Raw genomic sequence first — 18,497 nt, 5'->3', positions numbered from 1 at the left:
GGGGGGGGGGGGGGGTGGGGGGGGTGGGGGGGGGGGGGGGGTGGGTAGCGCTGGTGATTGACACTCCTTATTCAAGGGACGCCCGCAAGTACGTCCCTGTAGGGCTTGTCTGGCGCCATCCCTGGCGCCAGACACCCTTGAATAAGGAGCTGTTCAATCACTTTCCGCGCTCCCCACCCCCCCACACTCGAGCTGAACCCAAGCTATTTAACAACTAATACCGGCGACAAGGAAAACGGACGGCATTAGGATTTAGTGCCTTGCCGTCAAAGGGTGTTGGAGGCCATGGATGGCCGGAAACAAGCGTACAGGGATGTACTTGCAGCGTCCCTTTGACGGCAAGGCACTGAAGCCTAATAAAGCCGTTCGTTTTCCTTGTCGCCGGTATTTTGAAACAAAAAAACCCGGCCGGAGCCGGGTTTTTCGAAAGCGAGGCGACTTATTTGTTGCCGAGCTTTTCGCGGATACGTGCAGATTTGCCTGAACGCTCGCGTAGATAGTAAAGCTTGGCGCGACGTACTGCACCGCGACGCTTCACGTTGATGCTGTCGATCAATGGGCTGTGCGTTTGGAACGTACGTTCTACGCCTTCGCCGCTTGATACTTTACGTACCGTGAATGCAGAGTGCAGACCACGGTTACGAACACGGATAACCACACCTTCAAATGCCTGAAGACGCTCACGGTTACCTTCTTTAACTTTTACATTTACACTAACCGTATCGCCCGGAGCGAATGCCGGTAAATCTTTTTTCATTTGCTCTTCTTCAAGAGCCTTAATGATATTTTGGCTAACTTTTGCCATGGTATTTCTCCTTTCCTAGGTAAACTGTACGTTAATCTTCAGAGTCTTGTGCGGCGATAAATTCGCTTAACAAGCGCTCCTGCTCGTCAGTCAGAGCTAGGCGATTAATTAAATCCCGACGCTGCAACCAGGTTTTACCCAGTGATTGTTGCAAACGCCAACGACGTATTTTCTCGTGGTCACCACTCAGTAACACTGAGGGAACCTGCTGATCGTTGTATACCTCGGGGCGAGTGTAATGCGGACAGTCCAGTAAACCATCAGCAAAAGAATCTTCTGCTGCTGAGTCCTGGTGACCCAATACTCCGGGAACTAGGCGTGCTACTGCATCGATAACGACCATTGCCGGTAGTTCTCCACCGCTTAGCACATAATCCCCGATTGACCATTCAGCATCGACATATTGCTGAATGACTCGCTCGTCGATACCTTCGTAACGACCGGCTATTAAAATCATTCGATCATTTTGGGCTAACTGCGTTACCCCGTGATGATCCAGTTTTTGCCCTTGAGGTGACAGATAAATAACCGGTGTATCAACACCTAGTTCAGCTTTTGCTGCTGTGATGGCATCCACTAACGGTTGCACCATCATCAACATGCCCGGTCCCCCACCATACGGTCTGTCGTCTACCGTGCGATGTTTGTCATGCGTGAAATCACGCGGGTTCCATACTCGAATACTTAACAGTTCGTCCTGAATTGCGCGTCGGGTCACACCATGTTCGGTGATTGCCGCAAACATTTCAGGGAACAAACTGATAACGCCTACCTGCATGGCAAGGCCGTTAAAAGTCTGCGGGCCAGTCCACCTGAATTAGCTGATTGTCGCTATCCACATCGAGAATATACTCGCTCTGGATAAACGGAATCAGTCGTTCAGACTTTCCAAACGCGTCATTCGAGTTAGCACGAACAACCAGCACATCATTGGCCGGTGTTGGCATCATCTGTTCTACCACACCCATATCGTAGCCTTGTTTGTTTTTCACTCGCATGCCAATAAGGTCACGCCAGTAAAACTCATCTTCGGCTAACGCTGGCAACTCATCAGCAGTTATGCTGATTTCCATTCCAGTAAAGCGACTGGCCTGATCGCGGTCATTAACACCGTCGATACGCGCAATTAAGCCTTTGTTATGACGACGCCATTCGGCGATAGTCACGGCTTGTTCGCTTTGCTGGCGGGTCGCAGCTGACTGCAACGTCCAGGGGCTATAACTAAAAATATCTTCCGGGTCGCCGGTGTATGACTGAATTTTCAACCATCCCTTAACGCCATAAACTGCACCAATTTGGCCGATTACAACAGGGGCTGATTGTGAGTTACTTGCTGTCATATGTTACCGATAACCCTGTGACTTAATTAAGTCGTTATGCTTACGCCGCAGCGCGAGCATCTTTTACTAATTTCGCTACGCGATCTGATAAAGATGCGCCTTGACCTACCCAGTGTTCTACACGGTCTAAGTCGATGCGAAGTTTTTCTTCCTGACCACGAGCTACGGGGTTAAAGAAGCCAACATTTTCGATAAAGCGACCGTCGCGGGCATTGCGACTGTCAGCAACTACCATTTGGTAGAAGGGGCGTTTTTTAGCGCCGCTGCGTTGTAAACGAATGGTTACCATTGCGTTCCTCGATTTCAATTGTGTAAATGTAAAACGTTTCTGTTAAAAACAGCAAAGCCCTCCGACACGGTCGGAAGGCTCCGCAATTCTACTGATTTTTTCTTCAAATGCAAGTTTATTAGCGTCCCGGAAACATTCCTGGTGGTAGTTTTCCGCCCATGCCACGCATCATTTTCTGCATGCCACCGCCTTTCATTTTTTTCATCATTTTTTGCATCTGCTGAAATTGCTTCAGCAACTTATTGACGTCCTGCACCTGGGTGCCGGAGCCTGCTGCAATGCGGCGTTTGCGAGAGCCTTTAATGACATCCGGATGGTTACGTTCCTGTTTGGTCATGGAATTAATAATGGCTTCCATGCGCAGCGTCACTTTATCATCCATTTGACCTTTAATTTGATCCGTCATTTTGCCCATGCCGGGTAATTTATCCATTAACCCCATCATGCCGCCCATGTCGCGCATCTGGGCTAATTGATCACGGAAGTCCTCCAGCGAGAACTGACCTTTTTTCATCACCTTCTTGGCAACTTTCTCGGCTTTTTCGCGGTCAACTTTACGCTCGACCTCTTCGACCAGCGAGAGTACGTCGCCCATACCCAGGATGCGCGATGCTACGCGATCAGGATGGAAGGGTTCTAATGCATCGTTTTTTTCACCAACCCCCAAAAACTTGATTGGCTTGCCGGTTATATGACGAATCGACAGCGCCGCACCACCGCGCGCATCACCATCGGTTTTGGTCAGGATAACCCCGGTTAAGGGCAGCGCATCGTTAAAGGCTTTGGCAGTGTTGGCCGCGTCCTGACCTGTCATCGAATCAACCACAAACAAGGTTTCGATGGGGTTAATGCTTGCATGCAGTTGTTGGATTTCCTGCATCATGTCTTCGTCAATACTTAAGCGACCCGCGGTATCAACCAGCACCACGTCAATAAACTGCTTTTTCGCTTGAGCGATAGCAGCTTTGGCGATGTCTTCCGGTTTTTGATCAGTAGTTGACGGAAAGAACTCAACCCCCGTTTGTTCAGCCAGGGTCTCCAGCTGTTTAATCGCTGCCGGACGGTAAACGTCGGCACTGACGACCATCACCTTTTTCTTTTCGCGCTCTTTCAGGAACTTCGCTAACTTACCAACACTGGTGGTTTTACCGGCACCCTGCAGACCCGCCATTAACATAACAGCAGGGGGCTGGGTATTGAGATTAAGCGGCACATTGGCTTCACCCATCGCCGCTTCAAGTTCGCTTTGAACTATTTTGACAAATACCTGACCCGGCGTAAGGCTTTTATTAACCTCGGTGCCAACAGCACGCTCTTTTACCTTAGCGATAAACTCTTTTACCACTGGTAATGCAACGTCGGCTTCCAGCAGCGCCATACGCACTTCACGCAGCGTATCTTTTATATTGTCATCGGTTAGCCGACCGCGGCCGCCGATATTGCGTAGCGAGTGTGACAGTCGTTCGCTTAAATTCTCAAACATAAGGGCGATCTCTTCCGTTGTTTTCTTCTTTAGCGGATAAATTGCTAAATCGAAGCAGCAGCACGTTATAATTCATGGGGTCATTATATCTGATTTGCAAGCAACTTTCGCCCTCTGATACTTGGGTTTACACGATCATGATCGTATACTCGCTGTCATTCATCGTTTCAATTGAGGATTGCGAGCCCGTGATGCTCACGATATTACTGCTGCTAGCTATTTTGGGGTATGTTGCCAGTGCTGTTGTGGTACTGCAAAACATACTGCAAAACCGGCTGTTAAATCCGGCGTTCCAGTTAATCCCTGCAGTCATTGCCATTGTTAGTCATGCGGCACTCATTTTTAATGAATTTTCTGCGGATAACTTCTATCACATTAATATCGCCTCAAGCCTGGCCAGCGTCGCATGGCTAATCGCATTATTCGCATTATTACGGGGTCAACATGCCGGCGCGATGATGCTAAAACCCGTGGTTTATTTGTTTGCTGCACTCAGCTGTATCCTGCTGGCCTTTGCCCCGGCTCGTTGGGGCACCTACCTGAGTATGGATGTGGGCCTGTTGCTACATATTGTATTGTCGTTAGTCGCCTATGGCATCCTTGCGCTGGCAACCCTATATGCTATTCAAAGTGCTTATGTCAGCAAGATCCTTAAGCAACGCAAGAACCCGGTAATCTTTAGTAAACTACCGCCATTAATGACGCTGGAAAGGTACTTTTTCCGCTTGCTGTTCAGCGGTACCTTACTGTTACTGCTTGCACTTGCCTCAGGGTTTGCGTTTTTAAATGATATGTTCGCGCAGGATGTTGCCCACAAAACGATACTGAGCATTGCCGCGGCGGCGGTCTATGTCGTGGCCAACGTTATCCACCGGGTCAGCGGTGCGCGTGGTCGCCTTATGGTTGTGTTAACATTGGTTGGCGGTATTTTATTAACCTTAGGCTATTTTGGCAGTCGTTTTGTCAAAGATATTTTGCTTAGTTAACCGGGCACCACTTGACAGCACAGGTCAGCACTTTACATTGTCTGTTTCTGTAACAACACTAGAACGATAGGATTTACATCTTGGACGATATCTCGACGAGTACGTTACTCGTTAGTTTAGTCATTCTCATTGCATTATCAGCATACTTCTCTGGCTCTGAAACCGGCATGATGTCAATCAACCGGTATCGTTTGCGGCATCTGGTGCAGAATCAGCACAAAGCGGCTACGCGGGTGCAGTACTTGCTTGATCGTCCGGATCGCTTAATTGGCCTTATACTTATTGGTAACAATCTGGTCAACATCGCAGCATCGTCTATCGCGACCATTTTGTTTATGCGCTGGCTGGGCGATCTTGGGTTATTGCTGGCCCCCTTTGTACTTACCCTAATCGTACTGATTTTCGCAGAGGTAACGCCTAAAACCATCGCCGCGCTACATCCTGAACGAGTCGCCTTCCCGAGCTCTTTTATATTGCGGCCTCTGTTAACCCTGCTCTACCCGGTTGTCACCTCGGTAAACTTTATTACTAATGCCTTTATGCGACTGTTAGGCATTGATCCGAAGCGAGCTCATGTTGGTGATGCGCTGAGCTCCGACGAATTGCGTACCGTCGTTAACGAAGCAGGTAGCCTGATACCCACCTCTCACCAGGAAATGTTAACCAGTATTCTGGACCTGGAAAAAGTTACCGTAGAGGATGTCATGATCCCGCGTAACGAGGTCATTGGTATCGATATAAATGATGATATCAGCCGTATTACTAAACAAATTGAACAGGCGCAACACACCCGTGTGGTTCTGTATCGTAATGATATTGATGATGCGATAGGTTTTTTACATGCTCGCGACGTGATGCGGTTGATGAGTAAAAACCGCTTTGAAATTGATAAAGCATTGCTGGTTCGGGCGGCTCGCGACATTTACTTTATACCGGAAGGCACGCCGCTTAACGTGCAACTACTTAAATTCCAGCGACGCAAAGAACGCATTGGCCTGGTGGTCGACGAATATGGCGACATTCAGGGTCTGGTTACACTGGAAGATATTCTGGAAGAGATCGTTGGTGACTTTACCACCTCAATGGCACCACCACCCAGCGAAACGGTTACCGCACAACCCGATGGCAGCTATCTAGTTGAAGGCAGTGCCAACCTACGTGAATTGAATAAAGAGATGGATTGGCATTTTCCTACTGACGGCCCTAAAACCCTGAGCGGCTTAATCATCGAGCAATTTGGCGATATTCCACAGGCACGGATGAGTTTGCGATTAGGGGGCTACCCGGTAGAGTTGATTGAGGTGGGCGATACCATGATAAAACAGGTCCGCGTGATACCCGGATTTTACCGTTCCAACAACAGTTCAGTAGAAAGTTAACGCTTTTATTACGTTAGCTAATCAAACAGCATATTAGCCGAAAAATAGGTTGTAAAACCAACCATGCTGTAACTCTTCTTCGCAGGTTTTTAACTGTGCAGCGTAACGCAATGAACGTTGTTTAACGGTCTTTGAAGTGCGAACCAGCCAAGGCTTCTGCAAGTAGGTTTTGCGCTGATAGCCGCCCCAGCCTTCGTGATAATTAAGGTATTGTGCGTAGGCATCCCACTTCGAAACACCATTGATCTTATAGGTTTTGGAAATGAACCAGCCCATAAAATCAATTGCATCTTCAAAATCACTGCGGCTGGCCCAACCGTTACCTGTCTCGCGTTGGTAGTCTTCCCAGGTCATGGTTTTAGCTTGAGAGTAGCCATAGGCACTGCTGACCCGTCCCCAGGGAATAAAACCTAACAGATAGTCACGAGGGGGAATGGCATCGTGCTTAAACGAGCTCTCCTGGTACATCATAGCCATCGGCACGTGAATGGGAACTCCCCACTTATCGCGAACGTCAGCTGCTGCGTGATACCAGTCTTCTTTTTCTTCAAATATATGACAAATATTCTCAGGGGATGCCGGTGGCGCCGACGCACAACCTGCCAGTATCAACGCACTGACGCCGATTAAAAAAGGATGTTTTAATTTTTTTAAATTTTTTTTCTTCATTATTGAACTTTCGTTGCACAACCGACTCAGACATAGTGAGCAGCGATGTTGTGTTCATCCCCTGAATATTATGTTTTGGCGCGGTCAGTATTGGCCGCGCTTTTTTATTGTCTGTAGCAAACTATCGATAAGCTGTTATGGAGCCCCGGATTTTGCCGCTGCAGTAAAATAATCACTTAAGAAGTGGTCAAAATCAACGACATTATCCTGTTCTTTACGCTCTGCAAATGCTTGCTCAGATTGTTGCTTCCAGTCAGCAAAGTCTTTGTCCTGATAAAACTCCAGTTCAGAACGCGTAAACTCGTCGCGGTAGCGGTGCGCTAAATCCATTCCCAGCTGGCTAAAGTCCCAATTATTCTCTTTCAGGGTGCTCATAACTTGACCTGATAGCGTTAGCTCCGGGTTAAGCACACATTGGTAAAGGTCAGCGATAGCTTGCCGGTAACCACCACGATTATCAGCGTGTTGATCCAATGATTTAGCAATCAGATTTAAGTCCGCAAATAACTCTTCCAGCCAGTCAGCCATTAGTCGCTGCTGTCCGTTTTGCCATAGCTCCAGGCTTGGGTTACGCCCTTCCATTACCACTTTGGTAAAGTTCTTGTCATATTGTTGCTGTTCGTCCCAGCTCATGGTCGGACTGTCACTCAGCAAACAATACATCAATAACGTATCAAGGAACTGGATCTGCTGTTCTGTAATACCAATACCGCTAAATGGATTGACGTCCAGTGCGCGAATTTCAATATACTCCACTCCGCCCCGCTCTAATGCCTGGCTTGGCGTTTCGCCTTTTTGAGCGGTGCGTTTCGGTCGCACCGGAGAATAAAATTCATTTTCAATTTGTAAGATATTGGCATTGAGCTGGTTATACTCGCCGTCAACCTTCACACCAATCTTCGCAAACTGCTGCGACGGTGTCGTGATGGCTTTGCGCAGACCCGCAACATATTCGTGCAGCGAATTATAGGTAATGCCCAGGCTTGCTTGCTCTTTGTTGGTGTAGCCCAGGTCACTCATGCGCAGCGACGTAGCATACGGTAAATAAGCCGTTCCTTTACCCAGGCGCTGAAAGTTCCAGTCAGTATCTTTTTGCTCGGTGCCCGTTTGTCGAAAAAACGACTGACAGAATGCCGGCGAGGCTCCAAATAGATAAGGGATAACCCAGGCAACACGTTTAAAGTTACGGATCAGGTCAAAATACTTTGCCGATCGAAATGCCGCATCATCCTGACACTGGTTTTGTTCGGCTAGCTGGCCCCACATCGCTTCTGACACAGAAAAGTTAAAATGAACACCCGAAATCACCTGCATAGTCGCGCCATAACGATGTGTCAAACCCTGGCGATACAAGCTTTTCATGCGGCCTGAATGTGAATCGCCATACTTGGCAATACGGATATCCTTATCAGAGCCAAGATAGCAAGGCATACTCAAAGGCCACAATAATTCGTCGCCGATAGCGTGGTACGTGACCCGGTGTATATCGCGAAGCTGCGCTAGCGTGGCTTTAATGCCGCTCGCAACAGGAGTAATAAATTCCAGTAAATTCTCGGAATAGTCCGTGGTAATCGTCGGATGGGTAAGCGTTTTACCCAGGCTCGCCGGGTGATCACTGGTGGCTAATGTGCCATCAGCTTTTATCCGCAGCGCCTCGCGCTCAATACCCCGGTGAATGCCAGACCAAGCTGCCCCCTGCTGGGCCTCGTTTAACTCCCTGACGCAATCAGCTAATGACTTTTGCAAAATACGACTCCATGAACCTTTAAAAACTGGCGTGTGCCAAGCTTACTGGTAATTTGATGTAACGTCTACGATCGCAGCCGCCAACTGGTTTAACCGCTTGGCGTTTTTATGGTCGCGTGGCACACTAATCACCTAATTTTTAGGGATGTAATTGTTGATGACTTCAATTTGGACATTTTTGCAGATCACCATTATTGCGTTGCAATCAATAAGTTTGATTCTTTACGCAATATTGCCTCCGCCATGGAACGGCACGGTGCTACTGGTTACGGTAATACTAAGTTTATTGGTAGCCTGCGGCGTTTGGATATGGACCCACCGCACTTCGCTAACGTCACCATTGCAGCAACCATTTTTGTCATCTAACTCGCTGAAGCTGTTCGAACAAGTATTTAATGATCTGCCGACCCGTGTTTACTGGCGTGACAGTGAGCTTAATTTACTGGGCGGTAATCATGCCTTTTGTCGCGACATTGATATCGATGACGATGAACTGAGTGGCAAAAGTGACGATCAGATTACCTTACTGGCGAAAAGCCGTATTCTGTTTGACCGCGATCAACAAACATTAGCCAATCAACACCCATCCTGTAACGAGGAAATCGAACTGGAACTCAGTAGCGGTAAACGCTGGGTCGAACACTCCAGTGTGCCCTTGTATGACGAAGACGGGCATGTCATCGGTATTCTCGGCAGTTATTACGATATCAGCAGTATAAAGTCAGTTGCTGAGCAAATGGAGCGGGCAAAAGAAACTGCAGAACAGGCAAACCAGGCTAAGGGCGAGTTTTTGGCTAACATGAGTCACGAAATTCGCACGCCGATCAACGCCATTGTCGGCATGGCTAACCTGTGTCTTAAAACTGAGCTGAACCAAAAACAAAAACGCTACATTAGGGTGATTGACTCGTCGTCACAGGCGCTGTTAGGCGTTATCAACGATATTCTCGACTTTTCTAAAATTGACGCAGGTAAGCTATCAATTGAACGTATTCCTTTTGACTTACAAGATGTTTTAACATCGCTGGCGGATATGTTTGCGTACAAAGCTTATGACAAAGACTTAGAATTTATTATTAATCTACCGGCTAATATTCCGACCCGACTACTGGGCGATCCGCTGCGATTGAATCAGGTGTTAGTTAACTTGGTGAGCAATGCGATTAAGTTTACCGAGGACGGTGAGATTAATGTTGCCGTAACCCTATTAGAAAAATCGCAGCAACAGGTTTGGTTGCGTATCTCGGTTAGCGACACCGGTATTGGTATGGATGAAGAACAGCGCGCCAACTTATTTCAGGCTTTTACCCAGGCTGATACATCAACAACTCGTAAGTATGGCGGCACCGGCTTAGGCCTGGCTATTTCCAGACGCCTAATTACGTTGATGGGGGGAGATATTGGCGTCACCAGTGGTGTGGGTCAGGGCTCTACTTTTTATATTGAGTTAACCTTACCGCTACAAGACGAGCAAGATACCTCTCATCATCAATACCTCATGCAAAAACTTGAAGGCGTGCGAGTTCTTGCCATCGACGATAACCTGAGCACGCGTGAAATGTTGCAGGAAATGCTCCGCAGTTACCGGGTTGACGTGCGCGTGTGCCGCACTGCCGAGCAAGCACTGACGCTGTATCAAGAATCCGTAGACGAACAAGAACCGTTTGACTTAATTTTAGTCGACTGGCGCTTACCGGGTATGGACGGCCTCGCTTTCTGTCAAAAAATACAACAACAGTACAGTGGTGAGCAACGTCCCAAGCTGGTGCTGGCGACGGGCTATTACGTAGAAGAGTTAAACGATAAAGCACGACAAGCGGGCGTTGCCGATATACTGTCTAAGCCCTACACCGCGGCAACACTGGGTAGAAGCTTAAGTGCCACACTCTACCCTTCTGCCGAGCAACCACGTGCTGTTGGCGAAGCCCATGTGCGAGTACCTGATAGTATTCGACACGCACCTGTGTTGGTGGTGGAAGATAACGAAATTAATCAACAAGTAGCGCGCGAGCTGCTTACCTCGCATCAATTCAACGTAGATATTGCCGAGCATGGCCAGGCCGCACTCGATGCTATCGCACGTAAACGTTATGCTATCGTGTTGATGGACATTCAGATGCCGGTAATGGATGGCCTTACAGCGGCAGCCGCTATCCGCGCACAATACAATTACCAACAACTACCAATTCTGGCTATGACAGCGAATGCTATGAGCGGCGATGAGGAACGCTCGTTAGCAGCCGGAATGCAGGGGCATATTGCTAAACCGATTAACGAAGATCAGTTATTAAAAGCGATCGTTAAGTGGTGTGTACCCGGTGATTATTCCGCTGAACCTGCGGATGATGCCGCGGATTATCCGGTTGCAGACACTGCAACACAGACAAAAGTCCGTTATCCACAAACTAAGGGTATCGATTTTGATGCGGCATTAGCGCGTCTTGGCAACAACGTCGAGCTGTATCTAAAGTTAGTTGCACAGCTGCATGAGCAATATCAAAATTCAGCTATGAAAGTGTCTGACTTTATTACCCGCGGTCAGCATGACAGTGCGCGACGGTATTTTCATTCACTGAAAGGTGCTGCCGGTAACCTGGGGCTGGAGTCATTACAGGCCAAAGCCGGCGAACTGGAAAAGTTTATGGCAGAAGGCAATATCGACAAAGTTGCCGATCAAATCACGGTGCTGGAAAAACGCCTGCAACATGCAAATCAGGCGGCAAGTGATTTAGACGCAATTCAACATCATCAGTGACAAAGGCGCTACCATGATTCGATTTATTTTCTTAATTCCGCTGGTTTTAAGTCTGGCCTGGATTGTTTACTTGCAACTTAATGGCTGGACCCTAAAACAAGGGCTTAAAGGCTTTGGCTATATTGCGATTTTCAGTACGGTTATCGCGGTGTTTTATACGCTAATGATGTGGCTAACCGGTCGGTAGCAAACCGGTTAGCCAGCTAGGTAGAGTTATTAGAGGCTAAGGACCAACCAAGGCTAACAATACACCGGCCGCAACCGCCGAACCCAGTACGCCGGCAACATTAGGACCCATAGCATGCATTAGCAGGAAGTTGCTTTGGTTCGCATCCAGCCCTACTTTGTTAACCACTCGTGCCGCCATCGGTACGGCAGACACACCAGCGGCCCCAATTAACGGGTTAATTGGGCTGCTACTGAATTTACCCATCAGCTTAGCCATTAAAATACCACTGGCGGTACCAATCGCAAACGCAATAGCCCCTAACACCAGAATACCTAAGGTAGTAAAGCTAAGGAATTGCTCGGCCTGAAGTTTTGAACCCACAGCCAGCCCCAGAAATATGGTGACAATATTGATTAGGTCGTTCTGCGTGGTTTTGGTCAATCGTTCGACCACGCCCGATTCGCGCATCAGGTTACCCAGGCAAAACATGCCTACTAACGGCGTGGCACTTGGCAACAGCAATAAGGTAAGCAACACCACCGCCAACGGGAAAAATATCTTCTCGCGCCGGCCTACCGGACGCAATTGCTCCATTTTTATTTGTCGCTCGGCTTTATTGGTTAGCAACTTCATTATGGGTGGCTGAATAATCGGCACCAATGCCATATATGAATATGCGGCCACCGCTATTGCACCAAGTAAATCAGGTGCCAGTCGCGAAGCAAGGAATATCGCCGTCGGACCATCTGCACCGCCGATAATGGAAATCGCCGCGGCATCCGCCATGGAGAACTCAATACCCGGGATCACGTTCAGCGCTATTGCACCAAACAAGGTCGCAAAAATACCGAACTGAGCCGCGCCACCTAACAACATCATTTTCGGGTTAGCAAGTAACGGTCCAAAATCGGTTAATGCCCCCACCCCCATAAAAATAAGCAGCGGAAACATACCGGTATCGATACCCACAGTGTAAACGTAATAAAGCACGCCACCCGGGTCGTTAAAGCCGCCCAACGGAATATTGGCCAGAATCGCGCCAAAGCCGATAGGCAGCAGTAACAAAGGCTCAAACTTTTTAGCAATGGCAAGGTACAACAGAATACCCCCTACCACGATCATGCCGGCCTGGCCCGGCGTCATGGCAGAAATACCAGTGGTCTGCCACAAGGTCAGTAATTTATCCATAATTTATTTAACCCAGCGTTACCAGTTCATCACCCACAGACACAGCGTCACCCTCTTTAACCTGTAAAGAGGTGACGGTGCCGTCAGACTCAGCTTTAATATCGGTTTCCATCTTCATGGCTTCCATAACAATGACGACGTCACCGGCTTTAACTGATTGACCCTCTTTTGCCACGACTTTAAAGATATTGCCGGCCAATGGGGCTTTAATCGTATTACCGCCCGCAGCTGCTGAGCCGGAAGCTTGTTGGCCGTCACTTTGGTTAGACGGAGCCGGCTGTACATCGTTAAGTTCGCCTGCCGGACCAACCGTCACGCGGAAGCGCTGACCGTCGACATCAATATCGTATTGTTCCGGGCCAGCTGCAGAGGCATTAGTTGTCTGGGCTTGATCCTCGGCCTGCTGTTCTTTTGCTTCGGTTGGCGCAGGTTCAAAGGCATCCGGGTTATCACGATTTTTAAGAAACTTCAGACCGATTTGTGGGAACAATGCATAGGTCAAAACATCATCAACAACGTCGTCAGCCAGGCGAATATCCTCGTCCTTAGCTTTTTGCTTGAGCTCATCAGTTAACTCATCGAGCTCGTTATCAAGCAGGTCGGCAGGGCGTTGAGTGATGGCCTCGGCACCATCCAATACGCGTTTTTGTAATTCTTCGTTGACCGGCGCTGCGGTCGCACCATATTCGCCTTTTAACACCGCAGCCGTTTCTTTAGAAATATTGGCGTACCGCTCTCCGCTTAGGACATTTAATACCGCTTGCGTGCCAACGATTTGGGAGGTCGGCGTCACCAGTGGAATATAACCAAGATCTTCACGTACTTTTGGTATCTCTTCTAAAACCTGGTCAAACTTATCAATTGCACCCTGCTCTTTTAACTGGTTTTCCATGTTGGTTAACATGCCACCCGGAACTTGAGCTAACAAGATACGCGCATCAACCCCTTTGAGTGAACCTTCGAACTGGGCATACTTCTTACGCACATCACGGAAGTAACTGGCTATTTCTTCCAAAGCAACCAGGTCCAGTCCGGTATCGCGCTCGGTGTTCTCCGTCATCGCTACCAGGGTTTCTGTCGGTGAATGACCATAGGTCATACTCATTGACGAGATAGCCGTATCCAGCATATCAATGCCGGCATCGATCGACTTTTGGTAAGTCGCAACGCTTAGACCCGTGGTGGCGTGGCACTGCATAGCAATAGGTAAGTCAGTATTTTTCTTTAATGCAGAGACTAGTTCAAATGCATCGTTAGGACGCAACAAGCCTGCCATGTCTTTGATACACAATGAATCGCAGCCAAGATCTTCAAGCTGCTGTGCCATCTCAACCCATTTTTCCAGCGTGTGAACCGGGCTTACCGTATAAGACATGGTGCCCTGCGCATGCCCATCAACGTCTTTCGCCGCTTTAATTGCGGTTTCTAAATTGCGCACGTCATTCATCGCGTCAAAAATACGGAACACATCGACGCCATTTTCCTTAGCCCGCTCTACAAAACGTTTGACCACGTCATCGGCATAATGACGGTAACCCAACAAGTTTTGTCCACGCAGTAGCATTTGCTGTGGCGTATTCGGCATCGCTTTTTTAATTTCGCGGATACGTTCCCATGGGTCTTCACCCAAATAACGGATACAAGAGTCAAAGGTTGCGCCGCCCCAGGATTCCATTGACCAATAGCCAATTTTATCGAGTTTTTCAGCCATCGGTAGCATGTCATCTAAACGAAAACGCGTTGCTAGCAAAGACTGGTGTGCATCACGAAACACAAGCTCCGTCAGTTTAAGCGGGTTACTCATGGAAAATTCTCCTTGTAGTTTTTGTTCGGACTGGCTCGCTACCGTTATTTTTTATGATTTTGGTTAGTCGAACGATAACGATGCACCGCAGCACTGATCGCTGCAACGACTTTAGGTGATACGTTATCGCCTGTCGTTGTGGATCCTTGCGCTGTGGCGCTCTGGCGGGATGTCGTTGGCTCGGGGTGTGGGATCACCTTTGCCATTAGCATCATAGCAGCGATCAATAGCAGCAAAAACGCCAACACAGCGCCCATACCGACCAACATAATTTCTGCGGCATTACTAAATAAGTCAGTCACGACAACTCCTGCAGATAAAGCCTAAATGTTATAAAAAGATTAAAGACTATGGTAGCAGGCTTAGCAAGTAGATAAAGGGGAATATAGTGACTATAAAGAAATAAAATAAAGGAAAATCAAAGAAATGGCGCGCTCGGAAGGATTCGAACCTTCGACCGCCTGGTTCGTAGCCAGGTACTCTATCCAGCTGAGCTACGAGCGCGCAGTAGGCAGTGTTGAAAGTGGCGCGCTCGGAAGGATTCGAACCTTCGACCGCCTGGTTCGTAGCCAGGTACTCTATCCAGCTGAGCTACGAGCGCGCATTTCAAACTTACTATAACAGTAAAACGTTACGTGGCGGAGAGGGAGGGATTCGAACCCTCGATAGGGCTACAAACCCTATACTCCCTTAGCAGGGGAGCGCCTTCAGCCACTCGGCCACCTCTCCGTAACGTTGTGGCGAGCATTCTAGCGATGTTGGCTATAATGTCAATTGCTTTTTTAGTATCTAGCGTTCAAGTGTGGGATATTTAACCATCTCGACTAGATTTCAGGCAAAACCCTGTAAAAACACAAAAGCCAGCACTAGCTGGCTTTTAGCAACTTTAAACAATAGGCCAGTAACTTACTACTGGCCTATATGCTAATCGTTACTCTTCGTTAGACTGTTCGTCATCTTTTTCTGACTGAATGCGCATGTAAATTTCTTCGCGATGCACGGAAACTTCTTTCGGTGCATTAACGCCTATGCGCACTTGATTACCTTTTACGCCGAGCACCGTTACGGATACATCGTCGCCAATCATCAGTGTTTCGCCTACCCGGCGTGTCAAAATCAACATAACTTGCTCCTTCAATACTGTTCCGCTTCACCGCGAATTAGAACGTTTCCCTAAGTTATTGATTGGCAGTCTAACAACATCCGCAACAATTACACTATAACGAAACATATAAATGTACGTTAATTTTTGAGTGTTTGCTCCAACCAAGTTGTTGCGGTCGCCAAGGCTTCACTTAGATGTTCAGGTTGCGAGCCGCCGGCCTGAGCCATATCCGGACGTCCACCACCTTTACCTCCGACAACGTTTGCGGCTTGGTTCACAAGTTCACCGGCCTTAACCTTTGCCGTCAAATCTTTGGTTACACCAGCAATCAGGCTAACTTTATTAGCCTGTGCTGTTCCAAGTAATACGATACCTGATGATAATTGGTTCTTAAGATCATCAACTAATCCACGCAACGCCTTAGCATCAGTGTCCTCGAGTGCTGCAACAATGACTTTGATACCGGCGATATCGGTAGCCTGGTTAACAAGACCGCCGCCTGCCTGCTGTGCAAGCTTTTGTTGTAGCTGCTCTTTGTCGCGTTCAAGTTCTTTATTCTTGTGTTGTAACTGAGCAACTTTTTCACCGACTGAATCACGGTCCGTCTTAAACTCAGCCGCTAACTGATCCAGCATTTTCTGCTGCTGTTGCGTGTAATTAATCGCTGCCGCGCCGGTCAAAACTTCAATGCGGCGCACGCCCGATGCGATACCCGTTTCGTTAATAATACGGAACAAACCGATATCACCCGTGGCACGAACATGTGTACCACCACAAAGTTCCATCGAAAAATCGCCCATACTGACAACCCGAACATCATCGTCATATTTTTCGCCAAATAACGCCATCGCACCAGCCTTTTTGGCTTCTTCGATGTTCATTAGTTGCGTTTTCAGGTCAACATTAGCGCGGATTTGCGCGTTAACTTCACGCTCTAATTGCGCCAATTGATTCGCACTCACCGGTTCAAAGTGAGAAAAGTCAAAACGCATACGCTCGGCTTCAACCAAAGAACCTTTCTGGTTTACGTGCTCGCCCAATAAATTGCGCAGCTCAGCATGTAACAAATGGGTAGCCGAGTGGTTGCGACGAATATTATCGCGACGCTCAGCGTCAACAATGGCAGTGACTGTTTGATTAACCTTTATAGCAGCTTTTGCGGTACCGTGATGTGCGATGGCTTTACCGACATACTGGGTATCGTTAACCTCAAACTCTCCGTCAGCCAGCAGCAGCCGCCCGGTATCGCCGACTTGCCCACCGCTTTCAGCATAAAACGGCGTCGCCGTCAGTACCACAATGCCATTGTCGCCCGCAGCTAATTGCTCAACCTGCTTACCATCCTTGAACAGCTCGACCACGTTTGACTGACCCTGGTCTTCGCTATAGCCGAGGAATTCGCTTTGCTGCGATGATTTAAGCTGGCTGTTGTAATCAACACCGAATTGCGAACTTTGCTGAGCGCGTTGACGTTGCTCCGCCATCGCCTCATCAAAACCGGCTTCATCAATGGTTAATTCTTGCTCGCGCGCGATGTCAGCGGTTAAGTCCATCGGGAAACCGTAAGTATCATACAGTTTAAAAACTACTGAGCCGGGAATAACACCGTCGCTTAACTTGGCTATTTCTTCGTTTAAAATCACCAGCCCACGTTCCAGGGTTTTAGCAAACTGCTGTTCTTCGCGTTGCAGTGCCTCTTGGATAACTTGCTGTTTTTGCTTCAGTTCAGGGTAGGCATCGCCCATTTGGTTAATCAGTTCATCGACTAACTGGTAAAAGAACGCTTGCTTAGCACCCAGTAAGTGACCATGGCGCACTGCCCGGCGGATAATCCGACGCAACACGTAACCCCGGCCTTCGTTTGAAGGCATCACGCCATCCACTATTAAAAATGAACAAGAGCGTATATGGTCAGCAATAACGCGTAGCGATTTGCTTTGCAGATCGTCCGTGCCTACCGCTTTTGCTGCCGCTTTTATCAGCGCCTGGAAGGTATCGGTTTCGTAATTGCTGTGCACGCCTTGCAAAATAGCGGCAATGCGCTCCAGGCCCATGCCGGTATCGATTGAGGGATCAGGCAGCGGCTCCATGGTACCGTCCGCTTGACGGTTATATTGCATAAATACCAGGTTCCAGATCTCGATAAAGCGATCTCCGTCTTCTTCCGGTGTTCCCGGTGGGCCGCCCCAAACCTCAGGGCCGTGATCATAAAAGACTTCAGAGCATGGGCCACAAGGACCAGTATCGCCCATCGACCAGAAGTTATCTTTCTCGCCAATTCGCGAGATGCGATCTTCCGGCACGCCAATTTCTTTTGCCCAAATATCGTAGGCTTCGTCATCCTCGGTAAATACCGTAACCCAGAGTTTCTCAGCAGGTAATCCGAGCTCTTCGGTCAAAAATTCCCATGCGTACTGAATAGCCTGGCGTTTAAAGTAATCACCGAAACTAAAGTTACCCAGCATTTCAAAGAATGTATGGTGACGCGCGGTGTAGCCGACATTTTCCAGATCGTTGTGCTTGCCGCCGGCACGCAGGCAACGCTGTGCTGAGGTGGCACGCGTGTAGCGGCGCTTATCGGTCCCCAGAAAAACGTCCTTAAATGGAACCATACCGGCATTAGTGAATAATAACGTAGGGTCATTGCCCGGAATCATAGACGCTGAGGGGACGCGCTCGTGTCCTCGGTCAGCAAAAAACTGCAGAAACTTCTCTCGAATTTGGGCGCTATTCATGCTCATTTAAGATCCTATAGAACGTTTGCCGCCACGGGCGAATT

16 protein-coding genes and 3 tRNA genes are annotated in these 18,497 nt (G+C 48.4%); 4 read left to right on the top strand and 15 right to left on the bottom strand.

Annotated features, from left to right (window positions below; all coding sequences use genetic code 11):
- Window positions 1-439 precede the first annotated feature (439 nt).
- The 5 genes from rplS to ffh form a co-directional block, all read right to left on the bottom strand.
- Window positions 440-805 (bottom strand): 50S ribosomal protein L19, encoded by a 366-nt coding sequence (gene rplS / locus DEU29_RS09545; RefSeq protein WP_133540122.1) that lies wholly within the window; start codon window positions 803-805, stop codon window positions 440-442.
- Window positions 806-836: 31 nt separating this feature from the next.
- Window positions 837-1,583 carry a tRNA (guanosine(37)-N1)-methyltransferase TrmD gene (gene trmD / locus DEU29_RS09540; RefSeq protein ID WP_133540121.1) on the bottom strand — a complete coding sequence of 249 codons (747 nt, stop codon included), beginning with the start codon at window positions 1,581-1,583 and terminating at the stop codon, window positions 837-839.
- Between the two features lie 10 nt (window positions 1,584-1,593).
- Entirely contained in the window at window positions 1,594-2,145 is a 552-nt protein-coding gene (rimM, locus tag DEU29_RS09535) for a ribosome maturation factor RimM (protein ID WP_133540120.1), read from the bottom strand.
- 40 nt (window positions 2,146-2,185) lie between these two features.
- Entirely contained in the window at window positions 2,186-2,434 is a 249-nt protein-coding gene (gene rpsP, locus DEU29_RS09530; RefSeq protein WP_105306804.1) for a 30S ribosomal protein S16, read from the bottom strand.
- A gap of 118 nt (window positions 2,435-2,552) precedes the next feature.
- On the bottom strand, window positions 2,553-3,917 hold the full coding sequence (gene ffh, locus DEU29_RS09525; RefSeq protein WP_133540119.1) for a signal recognition particle protein: 1,365 nt from the start codon (window positions 3,915-3,917) through the stop codon (window positions 2,553-2,555).
- Window positions 3,918-4,108: 191 nt separating this feature from the next.
- Between ffh and DEU29_RS09520 the strand changes: the two genes are divergently transcribed.
- Window positions 4,109-4,903 (top strand): cytochrome C assembly family protein, encoded by a 795-nt coding sequence (locus DEU29_RS09520; RefSeq protein ID WP_133540131.1) that lies wholly within the window; start codon window positions 4,109-4,111, stop codon window positions 4,901-4,903.
- A gap of 80 nt (window positions 4,904-4,983) precedes the next feature.
- The gene (locus tag DEU29_RS09515) at window positions 4,984-6,282 is read left to right on the top strand and encodes an HlyC/CorC family transporter (RefSeq protein ID WP_133540118.1); all 1,299 of its coding nucleotides are present in this window, start codon (window positions 4,984-4,986) and stop codon (window positions 6,280-6,282) included.
- Between the two features lie 33 nt (window positions 6,283-6,315).
- On the opposite strand, the gene DEU29_RS09510 is transcribed toward DEU29_RS09515, so the two are convergent.
- Window positions 6,316-6,951, bottom strand: coding sequence for a hypothetical protein (locus tag DEU29_RS09510; protein WP_133540117.1), 636 nt, complete (start codon window positions 6,949-6,951; stop codon window positions 6,316-6,318).
- A gap of 135 nt (window positions 6,952-7,086) precedes the next feature.
- Window positions 7,087-8,697: a glutamate--cysteine ligase gene (gene gshA / locus DEU29_RS09505; protein WP_133540116.1), complete on the bottom strand. Its 1,611-nt coding sequence runs from the start codon at window positions 8,695-8,697 to the stop codon at window positions 7,087-7,089.
- Between the two features lie 157 nt (window positions 8,698-8,854).
- On the opposite strand from gshA, the gene DEU29_RS09500 reads away from it, so the two are divergent.
- Both DEU29_RS09500 and DEU29_RS13995 read left to right on the top strand, forming a co-directional pair.
- Window positions 8,855-11,452 (top strand): response regulator, encoded by a 2,598-nt coding sequence (locus DEU29_RS09500; RefSeq protein WP_133540130.1) that lies wholly within the window; start codon window positions 8,855-8,857, stop codon window positions 11,450-11,452.
- Window positions 11,453-11,465: 13 nt separating this feature from the next.
- Window positions 11,466-11,639: a hypothetical protein gene (locus tag DEU29_RS13995; protein ID WP_166635901.1), complete on the top strand. Its 174-nt coding sequence runs from the start codon at window positions 11,466-11,468 to the stop codon at window positions 11,637-11,639.
- A gap of 36 nt (window positions 11,640-11,675) precedes the next feature.
- On the opposite strand, the gene DEU29_RS09495 is transcribed toward DEU29_RS13995, so the two are convergent.
- The 8 genes from DEU29_RS09495 to alaS form a co-directional block, all read right to left on the bottom strand.
- The gene (locus tag DEU29_RS09495) at window positions 11,676-12,809 is read right to left on the bottom strand and encodes a sodium ion-translocating decarboxylase subunit beta (protein WP_133540115.1); all 1,134 of its coding nucleotides are present in this window, start codon (window positions 12,807-12,809) and stop codon (window positions 11,676-11,678) included.
- Between the two features lie 7 nt (window positions 12,810-12,816).
- Window positions 12,817-14,613: a sodium-extruding oxaloacetate decarboxylase subunit alpha gene (oadA, locus tag DEU29_RS09490; RefSeq protein WP_133540114.1), complete on the bottom strand. Its 1,797-nt coding sequence runs from the start codon at window positions 14,611-14,613 to the stop codon at window positions 12,817-12,819.
- A gap of 44 nt (window positions 14,614-14,657) precedes the next feature.
- Window positions 14,658-14,915 (bottom strand): oxaloacetate decarboxylase subunit gamma, encoded by a 258-nt coding sequence (locus DEU29_RS09485; RefSeq protein WP_133540113.1) that lies wholly within the window; start codon window positions 14,913-14,915, stop codon window positions 14,658-14,660.
- Between the two features lie 125 nt (window positions 14,916-15,040).
- A tRNA-Arg gene (locus DEU29_RS09480) sits at window positions 15,041-15,117 on the bottom strand.
- A gap of 20 nt (window positions 15,118-15,137) precedes the next feature.
- Window positions 15,138-15,214, bottom strand: a tRNA-Arg gene (locus DEU29_RS09475).
- Window positions 15,215-15,249: 35 nt separating this feature from the next.
- Window positions 15,250-15,342, bottom strand: a tRNA-Ser gene (locus tag DEU29_RS09470).
- Between the two features lie 202 nt (window positions 15,343-15,544).
- On the bottom strand, window positions 15,545-15,736 hold the full coding sequence (csrA, locus tag DEU29_RS09465; protein ID WP_133540112.1) for a carbon storage regulator CsrA: 192 nt from the start codon (window positions 15,734-15,736) through the stop codon (window positions 15,545-15,547).
- Window positions 15,737-15,855: 119 nt separating this feature from the next.
- Entirely contained in the window at window positions 15,856-18,459 is a 2,604-nt protein-coding gene (alaS, locus tag DEU29_RS09460; RefSeq protein ID WP_133540111.1) for an alanine--tRNA ligase, read from the bottom strand.
- Between the last annotated feature and the right edge of the window lie 38 nt (window positions 18,460-18,497).

The organism is Idiomarina aquatica (assembly GCF_004362895.1).
GTDB lineage: Bacteria > Pseudomonadota > Gammaproteobacteria > Enterobacterales > Alteromonadaceae > Idiomarina.
This window is presented reverse-complemented; position numbering and strand designations above follow the sequence as displayed.